The sequence below is a fragment of the Pseudomonas sp. KH_046_1 genome, from assembly GCF_057839025.1.
Genome location: NZ_CM174481.1, coordinates 550,855 through 567,454, shown reverse-complemented (window position 1 = coordinate 567,454; position 16,600 = coordinate 550,855). Strand labels below are relative to the sequence as shown.

At 60.9% G+C, this 16,600-nt stretch carries 12 protein-coding genes and 1 riboswitch; of the genes, 7 read left to right on the top strand and 5 right to left on the bottom strand.

From position 1 onward, the window contains the following. Positions 1-131: 131 nt before the first annotated feature. Positions 132-2,021, bottom strand: coding sequence for a phosphomethylpyrimidine synthase ThiC (gene thiC, locus AC3IT9_RS02485; RefSeq protein WP_150754796.1), 1,890 nt, complete (start codon positions 2,019-2,021; stop codon positions 132-134). Between the two features lie 165 nt (positions 2,022-2,186). After that, positions 2,187-2,292: riboswitch (TPP riboswitch) on the bottom strand. A 204-nt stretch (positions 2,293-2,496) separates the two neighbouring features. Between thiC and AC3IT9_RS02480 the strand changes: the two genes are divergently transcribed. Beyond that, positions 2,497-3,936 carry a TolC family outer membrane protein gene (locus tag AC3IT9_RS02480; RefSeq protein WP_150727909.1) on the top strand — a complete coding sequence of 480 codons (1,440 nt, stop codon included), beginning with the start codon at positions 2,497-2,499 and terminating at the stop codon, positions 3,934-3,936. An 84-nt stretch (positions 3,937-4,020) separates the two neighbouring features. Here the strand turns inward: AC3IT9_RS02480 and waaA are convergent, their stop codons facing one another. Beyond that, on the bottom strand, positions 4,021-5,298 hold the full coding sequence (gene waaA / locus AC3IT9_RS02475) for a lipid IV(A) 3-deoxy-D-manno-octulosonic acid transferase (RefSeq protein ID WP_489271918.1): 1,278 nt from the start codon (positions 5,296-5,298) through the stop codon (positions 4,021-4,023). An 11-nt stretch (positions 5,299-5,309) separates the two neighbouring features. After that, positions 5,310-6,212, bottom strand: coding sequence for a LysR family transcriptional regulator (locus tag AC3IT9_RS02470; RefSeq protein ID WP_423502373.1), 903 nt, complete (start codon positions 6,210-6,212; stop codon positions 5,310-5,312). A gap of 103 nt (positions 6,213-6,315) precedes the next feature. Between AC3IT9_RS02470 and AC3IT9_RS02465 the strand changes: the two genes are divergently transcribed. The 4 genes from AC3IT9_RS02465 (at position 6,316) to AC3IT9_RS02450 (ending at position 9,826) form a co-directional block, all read left to right on the top strand. Next, complete coding sequence (locus tag AC3IT9_RS02465; protein ID WP_126048879.1) at positions 6,316-6,648, top strand: DMT family transporter; 333 nt, start codon at positions 6,316-6,318, stop codon at positions 6,646-6,648. Between the two features lie 195 nt (positions 6,649-6,843). Then, a complete protein-coding gene (locus tag AC3IT9_RS02460) occupies positions 6,844-8,019 on the top strand; it encodes an NAD(P)/FAD-dependent oxidoreductase (RefSeq protein ID WP_489271916.1) in 1,176 nt (391 codons plus the stop codon). Further along, positions 8,016-8,828 (top strand): aldo/keto reductase, encoded by an 813-nt coding sequence (locus tag AC3IT9_RS02455; protein WP_489271914.1) that lies wholly within the window; start codon positions 8,016-8,018, stop codon positions 8,826-8,828. The genes AC3IT9_RS02460 and AC3IT9_RS02455 overlap by 4 nt, the downstream gene beginning before the upstream one ends. Before the next feature lie 32 nt (positions 8,829-8,860). After that, entirely contained in the window at positions 8,861-9,826 is a 966-nt protein-coding gene (locus tag AC3IT9_RS02450) for a metal ABC transporter ATPase (RefSeq protein WP_223461495.1), read from the top strand. A 64-nt stretch (positions 9,827-9,890) separates the two neighbouring features. On the opposite strand, the gene hldE is transcribed toward AC3IT9_RS02450, so the two are convergent. Together hldE and msbA are read right to left on the bottom strand one after the other, a co-directional pair. Continuing rightward, a complete protein-coding gene (gene hldE / locus AC3IT9_RS02445) occupies positions 9,891-11,312 on the bottom strand; it encodes a bifunctional D-glycero-beta-D-manno-heptose-7-phosphate kinase/D-glycero-beta-D-manno-heptose 1-phosphate adenylyltransferase HldE (protein ID WP_150727916.1) in 1,422 nt (473 codons plus the stop codon). Positions 11,313-11,516: 204 nt separating this feature from the next. Beyond that, positions 11,517-13,319, bottom strand: coding sequence for a lipid A export permease/ATP-binding protein MsbA (msbA, locus tag AC3IT9_RS02440; protein WP_150727918.1), 1,803 nt, complete (start codon positions 13,317-13,319; stop codon positions 11,517-11,519). 154 nt (positions 13,320-13,473) lie between these two features. Here msbA and AC3IT9_RS02435 point away from each other — a divergent pair, with 154 nt between their 5' ends. Together AC3IT9_RS02435 and AC3IT9_RS02430 are read left to right on the top strand one after the other, a co-directional pair. Next, the gene (locus AC3IT9_RS02435; RefSeq protein WP_150727919.1) at positions 13,474-15,336 is read left to right on the top strand and encodes a bifunctional O-antigen ligase/aminoglycoside phosphotransferase family protein; all 1,863 of its coding nucleotides are present in this window, start codon (positions 13,474-13,476) and stop codon (positions 15,334-15,336) included. After that, entirely contained in the window at positions 15,336-16,556 is a 1,221-nt protein-coding gene (locus AC3IT9_RS02430; protein WP_489271911.1) for an acyltransferase family protein, read from the top strand. The genes AC3IT9_RS02435 and AC3IT9_RS02430 overlap by 1 nt, the downstream gene beginning before the upstream one ends. The last annotated feature ends 44 nt before the right edge of the window (positions 16,557-16,600 follow it).

Here is a 16,600-nt window from a genome sequence, read left to right as displayed (position 1 = left end):
TTTGTTGTTCTTTTGATCGCCATCGCGAGCAAGCTCGCTCCCACAGGGGACTTGCGGCGCTCACAAATCCCTTGTGGGAGCGAGCTTGCTCGCGATGGCGGCGGTGCAAGCACCGCCGACCTCAGGTCAGATCAAACTTTCTTGTACAGCTGACTGCCTTCCTGTTTGAACCGCTCGGCCTGGTCCGCCAATCCCTGGGCGACTTCGGCGTCGACGGTTTCGATGCGCTGGTTGGCCGCATACTCGCGGACTTCCTGGGTGATTTTCATCGAGCAGAATTTCGGCCCGCACATCGAGCAGAAGTGCGCGACCTTGGCCGAATCCTTCGGCAGGGTTTCATCGTGATACGAACGCGCGGTGTCCGGATCGAGGCCCAGGTTGAACTGGTCTTCCCAGCGGAACTCGAAACGCGCCTTGCTCAAGGCATTATCACGGATCTGTGCGCCCGGATGCCCCTTCGCCAGATCGGCGGCATGCGCGGCGATCTTGTAGGTGATGATGCCGGTCTTCACGTCATCCTTGTTCGGCAGGCCCAAATGTTCTTTCGGCGTGACGTAGCAGAGCATGGCGCAACCGAACCAGCCGATCATCGCCGCACCGATACCGGAGGTGATGTGGTCGTAGCCCGGCGCGATGTCGGTGGTCAGCGGGCCGAGGGTGTAGAACGGCGCCTCGTCGCAGCATTCGAGCTGCTTGTCCATGTTCTCTTTGATCAACTGCATCGGCACGTGGCCCGGGCCTTCGATCATGCATTGCACGTCGTGTTTCCAGGCAATCTTGGTCAGCTCGCCGAGGGTCTCCAGTTCGCCGAACTGCGCTTCGTCGTTGGCGTCGGCAATCGAGCCCGGACGCAGGCCATCGCCCAGCGAGAAGCTGACGTCGTAGGCCTTCATGATTTCGCAGATGTCTTCGAAATGGGTGTAGAGGAAGTTCTCTTTGTGGTGCGCCAGGCACCACTTGGCCATGATCGAACCGCCGCGGGAGACGATGCCGGTCACGCGCTTGGCGGTCATCGGCACGTAGCGCAACAGCACACCGGCGTGGATGGTGAAGTAGTCGACGCCCTGCTCGGCCTGCTCGATCAGCGTGTCGCGGAACAGCTCCCAGGTCAGGTCTTCGGCAGCGCCGCCGACTTTTTCCAGGGCCTGGTAGATCGGCACCGTACCGATCGGCACCGGCGAGTTACGGATGATCCACTCGCGGGTTTCGTGGATGTGCTTGCCGGTGGACAGGTCCATGACCGTGTCCGAACCCCAGCGAATGCCCCAGGTCAGTTTCGCCACTTCTTCTTCGATGGACGAACCCAAAGCGCTGTTGCCGATGTTGCCGTTGATCTTCACCAGGAAGTTACGGCCGATGATCATCGGTTCCAGTTCGGTGTGGTTGATGTTGGCCGGAATGATCGCGCGGCCACGGGCGATTTCGTCACGGACGAATTCAGGGGTGATGATTTTCGGCACGCTGGCGCCGAAGCTGTGGCCGGCGTGTTGCTGGTCCAGCAGGCCGGCGGCGCGGGCCACTTCCAGCTTCATGTTTTCGCGGATGGCGACGTATTCCATCTCGGCGGTGATGATGCCTTGGCGCGCGTAGTGCATCTGGCTGACGTTGGCACCCGGCTTGGCGCGGCGCGGGTTGTTGACGTGGGCAAAGCGCAGCTTGGTCAGCTCCGGATCGGCAAGGCGCTCCTGGCCGAAATTCGAGCTCAGGCCGCTCAGGCGCTCGGTGTCGCCACGGGATTCGATCCACGGCGAACGCACGTCGGCCAGGCCTTTGCGCACATCGATGATGACATTGGGGTCGGTGTAAGGGCCTGAGGTGTCATACACCACTACCGGTGCGTTGACCTCGCCGCCGAAGTCGGTCGGCGTTACGTCCAGGCTGATTTCGCGCATCGGCACGAGGATGTCCGGGCGAGTGCCCTGAACATAGATTTTCTGCGAGCGGGTAAACGGCTGAACCGATTGCTGATCGACCTTGGCCGAGTCACTCAGGTTGGTGGCGTTTTTTGCTTTTGTAGTCATCACGGGTTCTCCAGACACACATCCAGGCAGTGGATTTTTGTCGGAGCGAACCTGTAAACGAATGGGCGCACGGGCGCTGGGAAAACCAGCTGTGCTGTGCTCAGTGCTCGAGGGGTGTTCGATTGTCGAACAACATCCCGGACGAAGCACAAGAGGACTCGCCGGGTGACGAGAAATCTTGTTCCCTACGCAGGCGCTAACCTGATCAGGTTCAACGGGATCCGAAATTATTCGATCTCAGCCTCATAGCAAGGCACCCCGACAAGAACCCGGCCAGTCTAGACACAACTGGCAAAGAACGCCAACCCCACTGCAAAGACCATGATGAATGGCGTTATTACACGCAGTATCAGGATTGTTGCCGCCCCAATGCACAACTACACTCGCTACGCTGAGCCGGCATTGACGCTGTCAAAGCGGGGCCTTAGCCTTGGCGCTCAAATTACCTCTGTAATATCAATTCTAGGGATCGTCTATGCTGCGCAAACTCTCACTGGCCCTTGCCGTGTCTTGTGCGTCCAACGGAATGGCCTGGGCAGCAGATGTGCCCTTATCGGCCAAGACGGACCTGGTCAGCGTTTATCAGGAAGCCGTCAACAACAACGCCGACCTGGCGGCTGCCATCGCCCAATACGGCGCGCAGAAAGAAGTCGTACCCCAGGCCCGTGCCGGGCTGCTGCCGAATCTCTCGGGCGGCGCCAATATTTCCGAGGTGCGTACGTCGCTCGATCAACCTTCGGGCACGACCAACCGCGATGCTCATTCGTACCAGGCCACCCTGGCGCAACCTTTGTTCCGCGCCGATCGCTGGTTCCAGTTCCAGGCCGCCAAGGAAGTCAACGAACAGGCCGCCCTGCAACTCTCGGCGACCGAGCAAAACCTGATCCTGCAAACCGCTGACAGCTATTTCAACGTGCTGCGCACCCAGGACAACCTGGCCTCGACCAAGGCCGAAGAAGCGGCGTTCAAACGCCAGCTCGATCAATCCAACGAGCGCTTCGATGTCGGCCTCTCGGACAAGACCGACGTATTGAACTCACAAGCCAGCTACGACACCGCACGCGCCAACCGCATCGTTGCGCAACGCCAGGTGGACGACGCCTTTGAAGCATTGATCACCCTGACCAACCGCCAGTACAACTCGATCTGGGGCATCAGCCATAACTTGCCGATCCTGCCGCCAGTACCGAACGACGCCAAGGCCTGGGTCGAAACCGCGGGCAGGCAGAACCTCAATCTGTTGGCCAGCAACTATGCCGTCAGCGCCGCCGAGCAAACCCTCAAGCAGCGCAGGTCCGGGCACTTGCCAACGGTAGACGCGGTCGCCAAGTACGAGAAGGGCGACAACGACGCACTGGGCTTCAGCAACCCGAATAATCTGCCGCAGGCGTACGGTGGCAACGTCGACCAAACGACGTTGGGCCTGCAACTGAACATCCCGATCTACAGCGGTGGCCTGATCAACTCCCAGGTGCGTCAGTCCTATGCACAGCTGGACCAGACCGAGCAGCAACGCGAATCCCTGCGCCGGCAGATCGTGGAAAACACCCGCGACCTGCACCGCGCGGTGAACACCGATGTCGAGCAGGTACAGGCGCGCAAGCAATCGATCATCTCCAACCAGAGCGCGGTGGAAGCGACTGAAATCGGCTATCAGGTGGGTACGCGAAACATCGTCGACGTGCTGGACGCGCAGCGCTCGCTATACACCTCGGTGCGCGACTACAACAACACCCGCTACGACTACATCCTCGACAACCTGCGCTTGAAGCAACAGGCCGGCACGTTGAATCCGGGGGATCTGCAAGTGCTGGCACGCTGGCTCAACCCGAACTACAACCCGGACAAGGATTTCCTGCCACCGGATCTGGCCAAGGCGGCAGAGGAGCAGTTGAAAGCGCGACCTGATCAGTAAAAGCAAAAGCTTCGCGAGCAGGCTCGCTCCCACAGTGATTCGAGTGTGGGAGTGAGCCTGCTCGCGAATGAATACAACTCGGTCTTAACGGTCGATCAACCGCCCCAACCCGTCCAGCAAGCGCTGCAATGCGCCCTGATTGGCGCGCATCACGTTCAATCCGGCCTCTGCCATGCGCTGCGCATCTCGCGGCAGTTCGAACAGCCGCTGCACCGCCACCGCCAGCCCTTCGGCATCTTCCACTTCCTGCAACGCCCCGGCACTGCGCAACTGCGCGGCGATTTCGAGGAAGTTGAAAAGATGCGGACCGCTCAACACCGGTTTGGCGAGAGCCGCCGGCTCCAGCAGGTTATGCCCGCCATTCGGCACCAGGCTGCCGCCGACGAATGCGCTGTCAGCCAGGGCGTAGAGAAACAGCAACTCGCCCATGGTGTCGCCCAGCAGCACTGAAGTATTCGCGCTGACCGCATCGCCACTGGAACGCCGGACCGTGGCAAACCCTTGTTGCTGGCACAACCCGTACACCGAATTGAAACGTTCCGGATGACGCGGTACCAGAATCAGCAAGGCATCGGGATGACTGACCAACAACTGGCGATGGGCCGCCAGCACCACCTCGTCTTCGCCGTCATGGGTACTGGCCGCGATCCACACCGGTCGTTCCAGCGCCTGCCATTGCCCGCGCAGCTCAACGGCGCGCTCCAGCAGTTGCGGGTCGATGGTCAGGTCGAACTTGATCGAACCGGTCACTTCGACGGTTTCCGTCCGCGCGCCCAAGTCGCGCAAGCGCTGGGCCTCGGCTTCGGTCTGCACCGCAAACAGGCTCATCTCAGCCAGCATTGGCTGGGTCAGCTTGGGGAACCGGCCGTATCCCCTGGCCGAACGCTCGGACAGTCGCGCATTGGCCAACGCCACGGGGATCCTGCGTTTGGCGCATTGATGGATATGGTTGGGCCACAGCTCGGTTTCCATGATCACCGCCAGTTTCGGCTGGACCCGATCAAGGAAGCGCCGGGCAGCGCAAGGCAAGTCATAGGGCAGATAACAGTGCTGGATGCGTGGCTCATTGGCGAACAGTGCATGGATGCGTTCCGAACCGGTCGGGGTCATGCAGGTCACAGTGATCGGCAGATCCGGATAACGCGCCAGCAAGGCGCGAATCATCGGTGCGGCCGCAATGCTTTCGCCCACCGACACGGCGTGCACCCAGATGCCGCCCGGTTTCATCGCCGGCATCCCGCAGGAAAAGCGCTCGCCGATGCGCCTGGCATACGCCGGCGCCTTGCGCGCGCGCAGCCAAAGCCGAATCGCTACCAACGGCAGCCCCAGATAAAACAGCGCGGTGTAGAGAGTTCTATTCATGGCGGCGGAGTTTATCGGCTTTTTTCACCAATCGTCTGCAAGTGCACGGCAAAACGTTCGGCGAGCCAGCGCGCGGCCGGACCGAGCGGTTCATCCCGGCGCCATACCAGCTCCACCACCAGGGCCGGCGGGGTCCATTCGCTGACCAGTTCGACCATCTGGTTCTGATAGGTCGGGTACTGCACCACGTGGCGTGGCAACCAGGCCCAGCCGAGGCCACGCACCAGCCATTCGGCCATCACATAGAAGCTGTCGGCGCGCCACACCTGCGGGCTGGCGGGATCACTGCCGGGATAAATGCTCGACTCCGTGGACATCAGCAGCTGCCGATGTTGCGCCAGTTGTTGGCCATCCACTGCGCCTTTTCGCGCCAACGGATGATCCTTGCCGCACACCGTGACCATTTCCACGCTGCCCAGTACCCGCCGCTCAAGTGCCTCGGGAATCTGATCGTGAAAGAACAGCAGCCCCAGATCGGCACGCCGCTCCACCAGCTTGCGCGCGACATCGCCTTGGGCGGCGCTGGTCAGTTGCACTTCAAGGCTGGGGAATTTTTCCGCCAGGGCTTCGAAGCTTTCGATGATCGGCTGATAAGGCATCGCTTCATCCTGCGCCACACGCAGTCGCGCTTCTTGCCCGCGCATCATCGCCAATGCCCGGCCGTTGAGCCGTTCACACTGGCGCAACACCTCCCGCGCTTCGTCCAGCAAAGCCGTGCCGGCTTCGGTGAGTTTTGGCTGACGGCCGCTGCTGCGGTCGAACAGGCTGACGCCCAGGTCTTCTTCCAGTAGCGCTATCGAACTGCTGACCGCCGACTGCGCCTTGCGCTGACCGCGCGCCACGGCAGAAAACGAACGCTGCTCCGCTACGCTGACAAACAACCGCAACTGCTCCAGATTCCATTGCATGCTCATGGCTCAACCCATCTCCAAAACAGATAGGTAATGACTTTACCGCATCTGGCGAATCTCTAGAATGCCGACCTCAGAGAGCAACACTTCACACGAGGATTGACCCATGACCGCCTACTACTACCTGGCCATTGCCATCTGCGCCGAAGTGATTGCCACTGTTTCGATGAAAGCGGTCAAAGGCCTCAGCACCCCACTGCCACTGGTGCTGGTCATCGTCGGTTACGGCATTGCCTTCTGGATGCTGACCCTTGTGGTGCGCAGCGTTCCGGTGGGCGTGGCGTACGCCGTGTGGGCCGGCATGGGGATCGTGATGGTCAGCGTCGCGGCACTGTTTATCTATGGGCAGAAGCTGGACGTGCCGGCGATGCTGGGGATGGCGTTGATCGTGCTGGGTGTTGTGGTCATCCAGCTCTTCTCCAAGACTGCTGGCCATTAAGCCCGAAGCACATTTCACTGTGGGAGCGAGCCTGCTCGCGAAAGCGGTGTATCAGTCGACATTGATATCGACTGACACGCCCTCATCGCGAGCAGGCTCGCTCCCACAGGTTTTGTGTTCACCTCTTGATCCAGTAAATCCCCTCCACTTCGAGTCTGTATACTGCGCCCTCGTCTTGAACACAGAGGTCGCCGAATGCCATCCGTTATTTCCACCGACGTTCTGATTGTCGGCGCTGGTGTCGCCGGCCTCTGGCTGAATGCGCGCCTGCGGCGCCAGGGTTTTTCGACCGTGCTGGTGGAAAGCGCCAGCCTCGGCGGCGGGCAGAGTGTGAAGTCCCAGGGCATCATCCACGGCGGCGCCAAATACGCGCTGCATGGCGCCCTGACCGGCGCCTCGGAAGCCATCGCCGACATGCCGCGCCGCTGGCGTGAAGCCCTGGCCGGTAACGGCGAGCTGGACCTGTCCGGCGTGCGCCTGCTGTCCGAAGCCCATTACCTCTGGTCCCCCGGCACCCTCGCCGGCAACCTCACCAGTTTCTTTGCCAGCAAAGCCGTGCGTGGTCGCGTCGATCAGGTCAAGGGCGAGCAATTGCCGCCGGCCCTGCAAGACAAGCGCTTCAAGGGCAAGGTCTATCGCCTGGCGGAACTGGTGGTCGACGTGCCGAGCCTGATCCAGCGCCTGGCCGATCTGGCCGGAGATGGCTTGCTCGCTGGGCAGAAGATCGAGCCCCTGCTCGAAGGCGGCGTGCTGGTCGGCTTGAAGGTGGACGAACGCGAGATCCGTGCCCAGCGCATCGTCCTGAGCGCCGGCGCCGGAACCGCGGCATTGCTTGAAACGCTGGGGCTGAGCCAGCCCGCCATGCAGCGCCGCCCGTTGCACATGATCATCGCCAAGGGACCAAGCCTCAAACCGCTGTACGCCCACTGCCTGGGTGGTGGCACCAAACCGCGTATCACTGTGACCACGCACCCGGCGGTAGATGGTCAATGGGTCTGGTACCTGGGCGGCGATATCGCGGAATCCGAAGGCGTGACCCGTGAGCCCGCCGAGCAGATCGCCACCGCACAGAAAGAACTCGGCCAATTGCTGCCATGGATCGACCTGAGCACGGTGCAATGGGCGACCTTGCGCGTGGATCGCGCCGAACCGCTGCAATCAGGCCTGACCCGTCCCGACAACGCCTTTGTGGCCGAGGAAGGCCGACTGCTGGTGGGCTGGCCGACCAAGCTCGCCCTGGCGCCGGACTTCGCCGACCGCGTGATCGCCAGCCTGACCCGCGACGGTATCCAGCCAAGCCACCCGGCAGCACTGCCTGAACTGCCGAAGCCGCCGATGGGCGTACCTGCCTGGGAGCAACTGCTGCCATGAGTCAACCGACCCTGCACGACTTGCATCGCCCGCTGGGCAGCACCGGCCTGCTGGTTTCCCCCCTGGGCCTGGGCACCGTGAAACTGGGCCGCGACCAAGGGGTGAAGTACCCCAACGGCTTCCAGATTCCCGATGACGACGAAGCACGCATGCTGCTCAAACTCGCCCGCGACCTGGGCATCAACCTGATCGACACCGCCCCGGCCTATGGTCGCAGCGAAGAACGCCTCGGCCCGTTACTGCGCGGCCAGCGTCAGGATTGGGTGATTGTCAGCAAGGTGGGCGAGGAGTTTGCCGACGGCCAGTCCCGTCACGATTTCAGCGCCGCACACACACGCATATCGGTGGAACGCAGCCTGCAACGCCTGGAAACCGACTTCATCGACCTGGTGCTGGTGCACTCCGATGGTAATGACCTGGCGATCCTCAATGACTGCGAAGTCTACGACACCCTCGCCGGGCTCAAGGCCGAAGGCAAGATTCGCGGTTTCGGCTTTTCCGGCAAAACCGTCGAAGGCGGTTTGAAGGCGCTGGAGCAAGGCGACTGCGCGATGGTCACCTACAATCTCAACGAACAAAACGAGAAGGCCGTCATTGACTATGCTGCTGCACACGGCAAAGCCATTCTGGTCAAAAAAGCCCTCGCCAGTGGTCATGTCTGCCTGAGTCCGGGCGTGGATCCGGTGCGCGCCAGTTTCGAGTTGTTGTTTGAACATCCGGGTGTTGCCAGCGCTATTGTCGGGACCATCAATCCGCTGCACCTCGCCCACAATGTCGCGACCGTTGCCCAGGTCCTACGTAGCCACTGACGCCGCCCACGCGGCCTTAAGCAGGAGCCGACATGTCGCGTACGCTCATCAGAAAGAACCCGAGCAACTTCAAGACCCTGCCGTTATTCGTCGAAGCGACCCCCGAAGGCCTGGCTTATCAGAGCGTCGGCAGGCCGCTGAATTTCTCCCAGACCCTGCAACGTCGTCGACCAGTGACGGTCGGCGACAGCGAACGGTTTGCCCTGGAGCTGGCCAACCTCGGGGTTTCGGTGCGCCTGACCCTGCATTGGCAGAATCGCGACTATTGGGTGCTGGTGCGCCAACGCCGGCAGGACCGTGGCGATGTGGTGCTCAAGCTGATCTCCGGGTACGTGCCGGCCCATGAACTGAACCTGCCCTTGCACACGGCGATCCAGGAGATAGCCGAAGAATGCCTGCTGGAAACCCCGGAAGGCTGGCTCGGCGGGCGGTTCAACGACACCTGGCTGCCAGCGCCCTACTCGGCCGCCCTGCATTACCGTGAAGCCCTGCCGTTTCGCTTGTCGCCACTGTCCGGCTCGGCGCGGCCGGTACGTTGCGCCAACCTGATGCTGATAGAGCGCCCGCGGGCTTACGTGCATTTGCCAACGGCCTCGCTGCAACTGATTTACGACTTGCGCCTGGACGTTCCCAAGGAAGCCAAATCCCTGAGCCTGTTCCATGTCGATGAAAGACTCGAAGGCGATCAACTCGTCGCCCGCCTCGACCGCAAGCGACCCGATCTGTACTTGATGCCTTTGCAGGACGGCCATCCGATGGCTGAGCTCTACACCTTGAAAAAGGATCAGCTTTACCCGGCCAGCACGCGCGGACTGTATCTGGCCGAGAGTTTTGCCCGACAGGAAGGCTGGCTGGTTCGTGATGAACGAATTCGCTGGAAGGACTGGGTGAGGCAGCAGGGTCTGACCCCGCCGGTGAAGGATTCAGGGTTGGCGCGGTTGCGCGGGAAGGCCAAATTGCTGCTGAAGAAAATCGTGCCGCGCAAGGCGGCACGATAGCAAGATCAAGCGGGCTCTTGTGGCTAGGGGCTTGCCCCCTGGCCACAACAAACCCACGCAACAATCAGGACTTGCGGATCTTCTCGACAATCGCGGTGGTGGAGCTGTTCTCCACCAGCCCCAGCACTTTCACGGTACCGCCATAGGCCGTCACGATGTCCGCGCCGACCACCTGGTCGATCCCGTAGTCGCCGCCCTTGACCAGCACATCCGGCTTGACCGCGCTCAGCAGGTTTTCCGGAGTGCCTTCCGAGAAACTGATGACCCAATCCACTGCGCCCAGACCGGCCAACACCGCCATGCGCCGGTCGACGCTGTTGATCGGACGGCCCGGCCCTTTCAGGCGGCTGACCGATGCATCGTCGTTGATCGCGACGATCAGGCGATCGCCCTGGGCCCGCGCCTGTTCCAGATAGGTCACGTGACCGGCGTGCAGGATGTCGAAGCAACCGTTGGTGAACACGATCCGCTCGTTGTGCGCACGGGCATCATCGACCGCCAGCAACAGTTGCTCCAGGCCCAGCACACCGCGTTCGGAACCCTCCTCGCGCTGAATCGCACGACGCAGTTCCGGTGCACTGATGGCCGCCGTACCGAGCTTGCCGACCACGATGCCCGCCGCCAGGTTGGCCAGGGCCACCGCGTGCGGCAGTTCTTCGCCAGCGGCAATCGCGGCCGCCAGGGTAGAAATCACCGTATCGCCGGCACCGGTCACGTCGAACACTTCACGGGCACGGGCCGGCAAGTGCAGCGCCGGATGATCCGGGCGCAGCAAGGTCATGCCGTGCTCGCCACGGGTCACCAGCAAGGCACCGAGGTCCAGGTCGTGCATCAGCTGCGCACCCTTGCTCACCAACTCGTGCTCATCGGCGCAACCACCGACGATGGTTTCGAATTCGTTGAGGTTTGGCGTGATCAGGCTCGCGCCGCGATAGATCGAGAAATCCTTGCCCTTGGGGTCGGCCAGCACCGGAATGCCACGGGCACGGGCGGCCTGGATCAGCGCCTGATGGTTTTTCAGCGCGCCTTTGCCGTAGTCGGACAGCACCAGCACCTTGATGCCTTCGAGCAACTCATCGACCTGCGCGGTCAGCGCCAACGCGTCGGTGGCGAAGGGTTCTTCGAAGTCGATGCGCAGCAATTGCTGGTGACGGCTCATGACCCGCAGCTTGACGATGGTCGGCTGGTGCGCAATGCGCTGGAAGATGGCCCGCACGCCGGCGCCCTTGAGGCTGTTGACCAGGCTGTTGGCGGCTTCATCGTCGCCGGTGACACCGACCAGCGAGGCCGGTGCCCCCAGGGCGGCAATGTTCAAGGCAACGTTGGCAGCACCGCCCGGGCGGTCTTCGATGTGATCGACCTTGACTACCGGCACCGGTGCCTCAGGAGAAATCCGTGAGGTACCACCATGCCAGTAACGGTCGAGCATGACATCGCCGACTACCAAGACAGGGGCTTGATCGAATCGCGGCATGGACAACTTCATGGTGCAACCCACATACAGAATGAACAGGGGCGCGATATTAACACAGGGTTGGTGTCGGCTTGTGCGGTGGCTGCAACCGGATGATTCGGCGGGGTTTATTGCTCATTTTTTGAGCAGCAGATCCGTCAGACGACGACACGCATCGCTCATTTCCATCGCTTGCATATCAATGTGAAAGGGCGAGCCAGGCTCGCCCTTTCGGGGTCAGGCGATGTCTTCGGCCGGGGCGTCGAGGCCCATCGCGTTGAGGCGCGAGTAGTAGCCGTTTTGCGCCAGCAGTTGTTCATGGGTGCCGCGCTCGACGATTTTCCCCTGATCCATGACCAGGATCAGGTCGGCCTTTTCGATGGTCGACAGGCGGTGAGCGATCACCAGCGTGGTGCGACCTTTCATGACCTGATCCAGGGCTGCCTGGATATGCCGCTCGGACTCGGTATCGAGTGCCGAAGTCGCCTCATCGAGAATCAGCAGCGGAGCATTCTTCAACAGTGCCCGGGCAATCGCCAGGCGCTGGCGCTGGCCACCGGACAGCAGAACGCCGTTTTCCCCGACCTGGGTGTCCAGGCCTTCGGGCAATTGGGCAATGAAGTCCATCGCGTAGGCATCTTTGGCCGCCTTTTCAATGTCTTCGCGGGGTGCGCCGGCCAAGTCGCCGTAAGCGATGTTGTTGGCCACGGTGTCGCTGAACAGGGTCACGTGCTGGGTCACCTGGGCGATATGCTTGCGCAGGTTCAACAGCTTGTACTGCTCCACTTCGACGCCATCGATGAGGATTTCGCCCTTGTCGTGGTGATAGAAACGCGGAATCAGGTTGGCCAGGGTCGACTTGCCGCTGCCCGAACGCCCCACCAGCGCCACCATTTGCCCGGGCTCGACCGAGAAACTGATGTCATTGAGCACCTGACGCTCGGTGTCAGGGTAGGTAAAGCTGAGGTTGCGCACGTCCAGGCGACCGCTGACGACATCACGCTCGACGGTGCCGGTATCGACTTCAGGCTGGACATCCAGTTGTTCGAAGATACTTTCAGCGCCGGCCACACCCTTCTGGATGGTCGAGCTGACTTCGGACAGCTGGCGAATCGGCTTGGGCAGCAGACCGGCCAGGGTGATGTAGGCCACCATGTCGCCGGCGGACGCATCGCCCCGCAGGAACAGCACCAGGAACATCAGCACAGCCATGGCGGTGTAGATCACCAGTTGCAGCAGCGGCGTGTAGATGGCGCCGGTGCGGGTCATGCGCAATTGCTTGTCGGTGTTGCCCTGGCTGGCCTGGAAGAAACGTTTCTCTTCGTATTTTTCACCGCCGAAGCTGCGCACCACGCGATAGCCCTGGATCGTTTCGGACGCTACATGCGTCACGTCCCCCATGGCCAGCTGGATTTTCTTGCTCTGCTTGCGGAATTTCTTGCTGGCCGTGCGCACCATGAGGGCGATCAGCGGCAGGATGGCGACCATGACCAGCGTCAGACGCCAGTTCATGTACAACAGCGAGGCAAACAGGAAGATCACCGTCATGCCTTCACGGATTACGACCTTGATCGCATCTGTTGCCGCCCCCGTGACCATGGTCACGTTGAAGGTGATACGTGAAATCAGGTGCCCCGAGTTATGCTTGTCGAAATACCGGTTTGGCAGCACCAGCAGGTTGTTGAACAACTGGACCCGCAAGTCATGGACCAGGCCCAGGGAAACCTTGGCCAGGAAGTAGTTGCCCAGGTACGACCCCAACCCCTGCCACGCGGCGATGAGGATGATCAACAATGGCACCGCTTGCAGCAGTTGCAGATCCCGCAGGTAGGGCACGGTTGGAAACAGCACCGCTTCAGGGTTGGATAGACCGTCGACGAAGTACTTGAGGATGTAGCCCAGCATTGGCTGCGTCGAAGCGAAAATCAGAAAACCGACGATGCTGATCAGGAACAGGCTGATGTACGGCCGGACATAGCCGAGCAGGCGGAAGTAGATTTTCAAGCTCGATGGGCTTGCGCAGAGACTGGAGTCGGTCATATCACGCGAATGTCGATGAAAAGGACGCTGACTTTACCACAGCTTCCCCAGGGTTCTGGCAATCGCATACAGTCTGTGTATTGTGGCGCGTCAAATAGCCACCAGATGTCCCTGCCTTGGTATGGTCGCTCAATTCAGGAATAAGTTACTCAGCATGCAATTAAACGCTTTGAACAGCACGTCCAATAGAATCTTCGATTTCATTTGTCTGTGGATCCTTCCGCTCGGTTATTTATTGCTGCTTTGCGCGCTGTTTTTCCTGCCGGGGCGCAGTGTGCTTCACAAGCTTTACTATGGTCTGTTCAGCATACCGGCACTGATTGCACTGTGCCTGCGACCGCGGCTCGGCAAAGAACTGCTGCACGAACCGATCGTCATCGCAGCTCTGTTGTTTGTGGCGTGGGCACTGCTCAGCCTGTACTGGGGGCCGGGCGACGACATCGAACCTGGTCACTTCAAACCGTCATTGCATACCCTGATGCTGTTCGTTGGCTGCTACCTGCTGGTGCGCTATCGCAGCGAAATCATCCAGCCCCTGCTGTTCTGCGCCGCGACGGTGGCGCTGGTCGTCTCTACCTACAACCTGTACAGGTTCGACCAGTTCTACCAACCGGAAATGCGTCTGATCGGTGTAGGCGCTTTCGACAATCCACTGCTCAGTTCCCACCTATTCGGCTTCTTCTGTACCTACTGGCTGAGCCTGAGCATGACCTGCAGGCGACGCCAGATACTTTGGTTGAGCATACCGGCGATGGCGATCATGTTCGCCACAGTGCTGGCCACCGGTTCCAGGACCCCACTGGTTGCACTGACGCTGGCTGCGCTATGGCTGTGTTTCATCTGCTGGAATCGACGCTCGGTCTTCATGCTTGGCGCCATGTTCATCGCCGGTACGGCGACTTTCGCGTTGTTTGCGGACAAGATCATCGAAAGAGGCAGTTCCTTCCGCATCGAGCTCTGGCAATTGACCCTGGGCAGGATCGCTGAGCACCCATGGATCGGGCACGGCTACAACGCCAGACTGACCCTGGACCCCGGCGTCGGCTACAGCCTTCAGGAACCCCATAGCTTTGCCCTGGGCGTGCTCTACTACGTTGGCATTATCGGTCTGCTGCCATGGCTGTTCTTCCTCGCGTGGAGCTTCATCAGTAGCTGGCGCCATCGCGTGCAACCGCTGTTTGTCATTGCCTCAGCCTGGCTGGCCTTCGGTATCGGCGCAGGCCTGACGGAAGGTGGCGGGATCATCTCTCGCCCCAAGGAGCACTGGTTCCTGCTGTGGATCCCCTTGGCGCTGATTGCCGCATTGAGCATCAATCAACGGGCCCGGCGCCTGCTGGACACGCCGATCAAGACCGCGACACCTAGCGCCCTGCAACAGCTGACTGCCGATGCCCGGATCATCGAAGAGGATGGTCTGGGCCCCAAAGTCCTGCGCCTGAGCGATGGCAGCTTTCTCAAGCTGTTCCGCCGCCGCCGCTGGTATACCTCGGGAAGTTTCACGCCTTATTCCGATCGCTTTGCCATCAACAGCGTGCAACTGCGCAACATGGGCATCCCGACACCGCACATCCTCGACCTCTACCGGTTCGAAGACGGCAGCACCGCTGTGCACTACTCTCCGTTGCCGGGCAACACGCTGCGCCAGATCCTGCAAGGCATCACCGCCCCGGCGGTGCGCCAGGCACTGGTGGAGCGCTTCGGCAAATTCATGGCTCAACTGCATCAGCAAGGGGTCTACTTCCGCTCCCTGCACCTGGGCAATGTGCTGGTGCTGGAGGACGGCGAGTTCGGCCTGATCGATCTGGCCGACCTGCGAACTTACCCTTCATCATTGAGCCCTTCCCTGCGTCGGCGTAATCTGCGCCACATGCAGCGCTACGCAGAAGATCGGCGCTGGCTGTTCGAGGATCACTTCGAAGCGCTGCTGCAAGGATACGCCGCGGCGGCTTCGAAAGCCGACGTGGATAATTTGCACAGGCACGTGCTGGCCGGGAGTCCTCCAGCCCAGGCTCACTGATGATAGAAACCAACCCGCTTATCGCGATGACGGCCTACCTGCTCGCCATCGCGACGGCCGCGCTACTGTTGCGTAGCGTGCCGAGATTCACCCGACAGCTGGAGCATTGCGGTGAAAGCCGCTTTGCCGGCATCGACGGCTTACGCGGGTATCTGGCCTTCGGCGTGTTCGTGCACCACTCGATCATTACCTGGATCTTTCTGCAAACCGGCGTGATCGATTTTCCGCCGAGCAACTTCTACTCGCAGCTGGGCCAGGGTAGCGTCGCCCTCTTTTTCATGATCACCAGCTTTCTGTTCTGGGACCGCTTGCTCACCCACGGTCAGCAACACGACTGGCTGGCATTTGCGGTATCCCGGCTGTTTCGCCTCTACCCGCTCTACCTGCCGCTGATGTTGACCGTGTTTGTCTGTGTGTTCTATTTGCAGGACTGGGAACTCAAGGACTCCGGCACCCAGCTCATTGGCCAGACCCTGGCCTGGCTGATCTTCGACCGTCCAGACGTCAACCAGTACCACCAGACCGGCATGCTGATCTCCAACGTCACCTGGACGCTGGGGTACGAGTTGTTTTTCTACCTGGCCCTGCCACTGGCCGCCATGGTGTTCATTTATCGCGGCGGCTGGATGCAGGCGGTGCTGTGCCTGATCGGCATCTACGCCTTGTACGAGGTGGTCGGCTGGGAACACTCGCTGAAGAAGCACTTCCTGGCCAGTTTCCTCGGCGGCATCGCTGCGGCGTACTGGGTTCGCCGTCCACAATGGGTCGCCTGGAGCCTGTCTCCGCTGGCGGGCATCATCGCCCTGCTCGCATTGGCGATCGCTTTTACGGTGTTCAACCGGGCATTCAACCTGGGAGCGCTGCTGCTTTCACTCTTCTTTGTGATCGTGGCGTCCGGCAATACCTTGTTCGGCGCCCTGAGGCCACGCAGCATCCGCTGGCTGGGGGAAATCAGCTACAGCACGTATTTGCTGCACGGTTTCGTGCTCTGGGTACTGGTGCAGCGACTGCCGCCGGTATTGCATCTTGACGCCCGGCAAGCCTGGGTCTTCCTGCCGTTGATGGCCGTGTGCAGTTGCCTGCTGATCATCATCAGCAGCCTGACTTATCTGTACCTCGAAAAGCCCGGTATCAATGCCGGCAGGAAAACCCTGCACTGGTTGCGCCAGAACAGGAAGCCGAGCAAAGAACTTCCGGAGGAGACGGCTCAACAACGTTGAGCCATTGCCGGGGCATATCTTCGAGGACAATGCCCCGCCTTCCG